Origin of the sequence: Tessaracoccus sp. SD287, assembly GCF_017355265.1 — a bacterium.
Lineage (GTDB): Bacteria > Actinomycetota > Actinomycetes > Propionibacteriales > Propionibacteriaceae > Aestuariimicrobium.
This window is the reverse complement of the sequence record NZ_JADIJQ010000060.1, coordinates 1-6106: the sequence shown is the minus strand read 5'-3', so window position 1 is coordinate 6106 and position 6106 is coordinate 1. Positions and strand designations below refer to the sequence as shown.

Genomic DNA, 6106 nt, shown 5'->3' with positions numbered 1-6106 from the left:
GAGCCGTCGGCAGCGTCAGATGTGTAAAAGCGACCGCGCCCATCATGGGCGGCATCATCATCGGGCTGGCGCTGCCGCGCCCGCCGCCCACCTCGCGATTGGGGTCGATGCGCAGTTCCTCGTGCTCGATGTCGTGCAACCAGTCATCGGTCTCGGCCGAGTACCCCTGGACGCCCGATCTGGTGGCGCGCCTGCTGATGTCGTCCTGGGAGCCGTGCTCAGTGGCCATGGTGTGCCTCATTCCACTCGTCGTCGGGTGATGGGGGGTCTCGGCGTGCTCAGGAGAAGCCGCGGCGCATCATGGCCAGGGTCTCGTTGCGCACCTCGGTCAACTCGTCGACCAGCCTTTCGCGTTCCCCGACGACCACCTCGGCCGGGACGAACGATGCGCGGGCATGGGCGTGGGCCTCGACCACCCCGTCGCTGATCTCCTTGACCCGTGCGGTGGGCAGCCACGCGGGGTCGAACTGCACCCCCGCCAGCTGTCCGACCAGGTTCAGCTTGATCTGGACGCGTCCGCTCAGGCTCCGTCCGATGGTCTCGGCGCCGTGCAGCGTCGGGTGTCCGCCGTCGCCGAGCGCCTCGAGCCGACCGCGGATCTCGTCCTCGCGAACCCGCAGCCGGTCCAGGGCCGCGAACGACAACGGTTCGCTGGCCTCACGGTCGGGGTCGACGTAGTTCAACGTCCGTCGGCGGTGCAGCCGGTGGTAGTTGTTGATGAGCATGAACACGACCCCGAACGACTGTTGCAGGGTCTGCTCGCCCAGCCGGTGGCGCCATTGCAGCGACAACCGCACCCGCTCGATCGCCACGTCGTCGTCGACCCAGACCCGCACCACCCCGAGCTGATCGGGAAAGCCCATCTCCTTGTTCCAGACCGAGTTGTGCCAGACCGAGTTGTGCCAGACCGAGGCGTCCTGGTCACCGGCGGCCCGGTCCTCGTCGAGGTCGGTGGACGGCGTGTCCTCGTCCGGCTCGCGGCGGTCGTAGTCGAACCGCTCCAGGCCGTCGTCGTCAAGGGCGTCCTCAGCAGGGCTGTTCCACGCGCCCATCACAGTTCCTGTTCACACCGGGATTCTCGCCCATGAGCGGGTCACCTCACCGGCTCGGGCGAACCGTGGCCATCATGACCGTGCGCGAGAGCCACCAGGCGAGCAGCACCCAGACGATGCCGGCGCCGAGGAAGGCGAACGGACGAAGCCACTGCGGCATGATCCAGGCATCGGCAGGAACGAACCGGTACACGTCGTAGAAGACGTCGTGCTGCTGCTTGGTGGTGGTGCTCTGGGTGGCGGTGCCCAGCACGACGTCCACCGTGCCGGCCAGAGCGGTGCGGCTGAGCACCTGGATGCGCTGCCCGGCCTCCGGCCCCTGACCCTGCCAGGTGGTGACGACGCCGCTGCATTCACGCATCAGCCCCTTGGCGTGGCACTCCTGGATCGTGACCTGGCCGCTGCCACGCTGCTCGCCGTGGACCGACATGCCCAGCATCGGCACCAGCAGGGCAGCGGCCACGACGCCGAGCACCAGGAAGGCGACCACCGCCAGCGCGGCCCGGGTGCTGGCCTTCTTGCGCTGCTCGCCGGTGATCCCGTGCTCCCGCTCGAACTTCCTGGCCTGCTCGGCCGGGCTCAAGCGCCCACGTGTGCGCGCCACCGATCAGTACCCGTCCGGCAGGTCCTGCACCGGCGGCACGCCACTGCCCTCGTAGATGTCGGCACCCTTGTCCATGGCCTCGGTACCACGCTTGGCCGTCTTGTAGCCGTCCTTGAAGCCCTGATAGCCGGGGTTGTACCTGTTGAAGTCGGGATTGGTGTCCCCCGGCATCCGGGGGGTGCGTCCCACGCCGGAGCTGCCGAATCCGTGGCTGGCGCTGCGTCCGAGCTTGCCGGCCAGCTGGCGCAGCTTCTCGGCGGCCTGGTAGAAGGATCGGCCACTCTTGCCGAGCTTCTGGCACAGGTCACCCATCTTGGTCATCAGCTTCGACAGCGTTTTGGTGAACTTGCCGGCGATCATCGCCATCCGGGCACCGAACCAGGCGGTGAACGCCCCCACCGAGGCACCCAGACTCGGCACCGCGGCGATGACGGCGGCAACGGCGGCCTTGACCACCTCGGTGATGAAGTCCTTGAGCATCCCCCACATGAACTCGCGGAAGGTGGCGACCACGGCACCGGCCACGCTGATCCAGGTGGCGACCCCGTCGGCCGACTGGGCCGCCTGGTTGTAGATGCCATGGGTGTGCCTGACGACGCCCCGGTAGCTCTCGGCTGCCGGCCCCTCCCAGGTGCCCAGACCGCCCAGCGAGGCGACGAAGGCGTTGCCGGAGTCGACGACCTTGACCCCCGTCTCGCGCCAGGTGGTGGACGCGGCGCTGATGCTCGGCGGGTCACCCAGCAGCCAGTTGACCGCATCGCCCAGCGGCTTGATGGAGTTGACCAGCAGGTTCATCAGGAAGTCGACGGCCGAGCCGAGGATGGCACCGATGGGGTCAAGCGCGGTGCTCAGGATGCCCATGCCCAGGTCGGCGACCGAGGTGACATCACCGAACCGCAGCTTGCCGTCGGCCAGGTTGTTGGCGACGCTGACCATGTCCTTGTAGATCGGGAACTTGTACTCGGTGCCGCCGAAGGACGGGTTGCCCATCACGTGGGTGCTCATGGCACGATCTGCTCCAGGTCAGCCACGATGTCGTGGGTGCGGTCAATGTGGTCCTGCTCGGTCTCCTGGTAGGCAGTGACGGTGGCGTTCATGCCCTCCTGCACCGACGCCACCAGCTCGCTGAGTCCCGACAGGACGTCCTCGCCACCGTTGGTCGCCAGCTCCAGCAGCGGATGGGCCAGCTGGCCGATCAGGATTCCGTACATCTCCTTGCTGCCGGCCCCGGTCGCGGCCACCGTGTCGGAGGCCGACTGGACCGCGGCCGCCTGGGTGCTCAGCACCCCGGCGTGGGCCTGGAGTTCTGCCAGGTCATAGGTGTAGTTCATGTCGTCTCCCGGTGATCGGTGGCGTCTCAGAGTCGGTCGAAGCGGGACAGCAGTTCGTCGGAGGCCGCGTCAAAACGTCGCAGCATGTCCGCGGTCGGATCGTCGGCGCCACCCAGCCCTGCGGCGCCCAACTGCGCCATGAGCTGGGCCGAGGCCTCGTGGGTGGCCTCGGCGTAGAGCGCAGCGAAGTCCTTGCTGAGCTGTTGGTGACCGGCCGAACGGAAGGCGGGGCGAAAGGTGATGTCGCCCAGCACTCCGGACCCGTTGACGGTGAGCGTCAGCCACTTGCTGGACTTCTGCACCTGCAGTCGCTCCAGGGCAGGACGCAGTTCGGCGGCGTTGCGCGAGATCTGCTCGATCTCCTTCTCCAGCTCGTACTGGGTGGTGTTGGGGTCGATGCCCTGGTAGCGCGGGCTCCAACCCTCGACGTCCGACATGGTCTCGCGCATGTCAGCCGAGACGATGGTGGGCTCAGCCGTGGCCTCGGCCCAGGCCAGGACCTCCTCGGCCGTCGCGGAGTCCACCGGTCGCGTCCCGACGCCGGGGGCATCCGCGGCGGGCGTGGCCGCGTCCTGCCCTGCCCGGTCCCGCATCTCGCGAGGGACGGCCGCCGTCATGCCGGTGGCAATGGCGGGGTCGTCGAGGATTCGCGCCATGGTGCTGGCCTGGACGCCGTTGGCACCAACCGCGAGCCGCGCGTAGGCCTCGAGCACGGCCGTGCGCAGCTGCACCGGGCTCGCGTCGTTGGCCCCGTCCTTGAAGGTCAGCTGCGAGATCTGGCCCAGCCCGACGGTGCGCAGGGTGAAGTGCTCGTGGTCCTCTTCCCCGGCCCCAGCAGTCATCGCGGCATTCAGCTCGGCTGCCTTGCGCTGCCACTCGGCGGTCAGCTCCTCGAAGCTGGCCACCACGCGGCGGAAGTCTGGCTGGGATTCAAACATGCGCTCCAGACTATGGCTCCACGAGGTCACTTCTGCTCAGCGGATCGGCTCGGCCCAGACCGGCACCTCGGAGGTTGCACCCTGGGCGACCTGCAGCTGCAGCGTCAGCTGGCCACCGGCGTTGATCACGGTGAAGTCGCCGATGTCGTCGGTGCCGATCTTCAGTTTGGCGGCGCCGCGCTCCAGTGCCGTCAGGATCTTGGCCGCCGACAGCTCACCCATCGCGAACGGTGCCTCGCCCAGCGGGGTGGCCCCCTCACAACCCTGGTAGGTGACCCATCCGCTGCCGTCGTCCGGCATCGTCCCGGCGCGCCGGGCCTGGACGTAGCACTGCTGCCCGTCGATGCCCTTCACGGCGGCCGACATGGCGGTGGCCCGGTAGCCGGCATCCTTGGTGGTGGACCGGGGGGTGTAGAAGTTCAGCTGCTGGCCCTGGTCACCGATCAGCGAGGCGAACTCCTGCAACTGGGCAGCCAGGGTGGCCTCGGTCCACCCGTCGATTGGTGCCAGGAGCTGCCCGTCGAGGTAGGCCTGCTTCAACGTGCCGCCCTGTCCCTCACTGCAGCCGACCTGCTGCAGCACTGCCCCGGTGTGGGTCACGTTGATGGACCCATAGGTGCCGTCGGCGCAGCCCTGGACGGCGTCCAGATGGGCGGTGAACTCGTCGAGCCGCAGCTGGTCGGGACCGGTCGGCTGTGTCAGGAACCGGGCCGCGCTGGGGTCGCTACTGGTGGTCACGTCGCCGGAGGCCTTGGTGGCCGCCTTCGGCTGGCCCCCGTCCAGGTAGTACATCCGCACCACGGTGGGGCTGACGTCGACCCAGCCGATCTGCGCGGCACCGGCACCGCTGACAACCTCGCGAACCCGATCGGCGGCAGGAGCGGCATCGCTGCTGCAGCCGACGACCAGCAGCAGAGCCAGGGCTGACACGACGAGGTTGCGCAGTCTCATGGTCGCCACTGTAATGCCCGCGAGGTCGCCCCCGGACACAACGGAGGGGCCATCGGCGATGGCCCCTCGGTGTAGGTCTGGTCGGTCCGGGACTACTTGTCCAGGGTTCCCTCGCCCGATCCGCTGCCTTCAGCAGCGTCGATGTCCTGCTGGGTGTGGCTGCTCATGTCATCGGTGTGGGAGTCGGTCGCCGGGGCCGCCTTGGCCTCGGGCCAGCGTCCGCCCAGGCCGAGGTTCGCCGGGGAGGTGCGCACGTCATCAATCGCCGAGCCAATGTCGTAGGCGGTCGCGCCCCAGTCGCCGTTGGTCGTGATGGCGCGCTCCATCCAGGTCTTGAGCCCCTCCAGCTTGGCGGCCGCCGAGTCCGAGCGCACGTAGTAGCTGCGTCCGTAGTAGTCCTGGCCCGTGACGGCCGGGCTGGTGTCGATCTGGCTGGCCACCGTCTCCAACGAGTCGTAGGTGGCGTTGAAGATGGCCGCGTTCACCTGGGCCACCTGCTCGCAGGCAGCGGAGTTGTCGAAGCACAACTGGCGGAACTCGCTCAGGGCGTTGTTCTGGTTGATGGCGGCCTGCTTGTACTTCTGGGCGCCCTCGGACGACCAGTCGTCCAGGGCGATGTGCTTCGCGATCCGTCCCTGCAGTTCGTCCACCTTCAGCCCGGTGTCCGACCACTGCTTGGCATAGCTCTCGACCAGGGTGTCGATGACGTCGGTCTTCGGCTCGAAGTTGGTGTTGATGATCGTCTCGATGGCGGCCAGGGCGTTGGTCTTGCGGGTCTCGATCTCGCCGATGCGCTGGCGGAAGTAGTCCTTGTCGGCCAGGCAGTCACCCTCGGCGCGGGCCAGGGCGTCGTCACCCTCGATCTTGTCGTTGTTCCACGCGGTCTGCACCTTGGTGCGCAGCCGGGCGAGCGAGGCGACCAGGTCGGCGACCGTGTAGTACTTGTAGTCCATGGCCCCGCCCTCGGCGAGGCTCACGTTGATTGTCCTGGGCATCAGATGATTCCTCCAGCTTCCTGGGCCTGCTCGGATGCCAGGTCGCGATAGCCCTGGGCATCTGCGTTGAGATTCTCGCCGATGGTGGTGAACTCCTGGTGGGCGCCGGTGCTCCAGCCCTGCAGGTTGCTCTGGAAACGGTTGTAGGCACCCGTCGGCGGAGTGACGAACCCGAAGGTTCCCTGAGTGGCGGACAAACCGCCGGCGGTGGTGGAGATCTGGTTCATCTCGCCGG

Annotated in this window: 9 protein-coding genes; all 9 read right to left on the bottom strand. The window is 68.0% G+C overall.

Annotated features, from left to right (window positions below):
* The coding region (locus IPV09_RS13950; RefSeq protein ID WP_207475955.1) for a hypothetical protein at positions 1 to 229 on the bottom strand (229 nt) is incomplete at its 3' end.
* 49 nt (positions 230 to 278) lie between these two features.
* Positions 279 to 1052 (bottom strand): hypothetical protein, encoded by a 774-nt coding sequence (locus tag IPV09_RS13945; protein ID WP_207475953.1) that lies wholly within the window; start codon positions 1050 to 1052, stop codon positions 279 to 281.
* Positions 1053 to 1098: 46 nt separating this feature from the next.
* Positions 1099 to 1635, bottom strand: a complete 537-nt coding sequence (locus IPV09_RS13940) for a hypothetical protein (RefSeq protein WP_207475952.1) — start codon at positions 1633 to 1635, stop codon at positions 1099 to 1101.
* A 24-nt stretch (positions 1636 to 1659) separates the two neighbouring features.
* Positions 1660 to 2661: a WXG100 family type VII secretion target gene (locus tag IPV09_RS13935; RefSeq protein WP_207475950.1), complete on the bottom strand. Its 1002-nt coding sequence runs from the start codon at positions 2659 to 2661 to the stop codon at positions 1660 to 1662.
* A complete protein-coding gene (locus IPV09_RS13930) occupies positions 2658 to 2987 on the bottom strand; it encodes a hypothetical protein (protein ID WP_207475948.1) in 330 nt (109 codons plus the stop codon). Before IPV09_RS13930 ends, IPV09_RS13935 begins: the two co-directional genes overlap by 4 nt.
* Before the next feature lie 26 nt (positions 2988 to 3013).
* Positions 3014 to 3925 carry a hypothetical protein gene (locus IPV09_RS13925; protein WP_207475947.1) on the bottom strand — a complete coding sequence of 304 codons (912 nt, stop codon included), beginning with the start codon at positions 3923 to 3925 and terminating at the stop codon, positions 3014 to 3016.
* Between the two features lie 36 nt (positions 3926 to 3961).
* Positions 3962 to 4876 (bottom strand): hypothetical protein, encoded by a 915-nt coding sequence (locus IPV09_RS13920; protein WP_207475945.1) that lies wholly within the window; start codon positions 4874 to 4876, stop codon positions 3962 to 3964.
* Positions 4877 to 4968: 92 nt separating this feature from the next.
* Positions 4969 to 5871 carry a hypothetical protein gene (locus tag IPV09_RS13915; protein WP_207475944.1) on the bottom strand — a complete coding sequence of 301 codons (903 nt, stop codon included), beginning with the start codon at positions 5869 to 5871 and terminating at the stop codon, positions 4969 to 4971.
* Positions 5871 to 6106: hypothetical protein (locus tag IPV09_RS13910; protein ID WP_207475942.1), on the bottom strand; the 236-nt coding region annotated here is incomplete at its 5' end. The genes IPV09_RS13910 and IPV09_RS13915, both read right to left, overlap by 1 nt.

Bases quoted from the DNA above. Each gene is read 5' to 3' on its own strand.
- IPV09_RS13945 (WP_207475953.1), bottom strand. From the start codon at position 1,052: ATGGGCGCGTGGAACAGCCCTGCTGAGGACGCCCTTGACGACGACGGC.
- IPV09_RS13935 (WP_207475950.1), bottom strand. From the start codon at position 2,661: ATGAGCACCCACGTGATGGGCAACCCGTCCTTCGGCGGCACCGAGTAC.
- IPV09_RS13930 (WP_207475948.1), bottom strand. From the start codon at position 2,987: ATGAACTACACCTATGACCTGGCAGAACTCCAGGCCCACGCCGGGGTG.
- IPV09_RS13925 (WP_207475947.1), bottom strand. From the start codon at position 3,925: ATGTTTGAATCCCAGCCAGACTTCCGCCGCGTGGTGGCCAGCTTCGAG.
- IPV09_RS13920 (WP_207475945.1), bottom strand. From the start codon at position 4,876: ATGAGACTGCGCAACCTCGTCGTGTCAGCCCTGGCTCTGCTGCTGGTC.
- IPV09_RS13915 (WP_207475944.1), bottom strand. From the start codon at position 5,871: ATGCCCAGGACAATCAACGTGAGCCTCGCCGAGGGCGGGGCCATGGAC.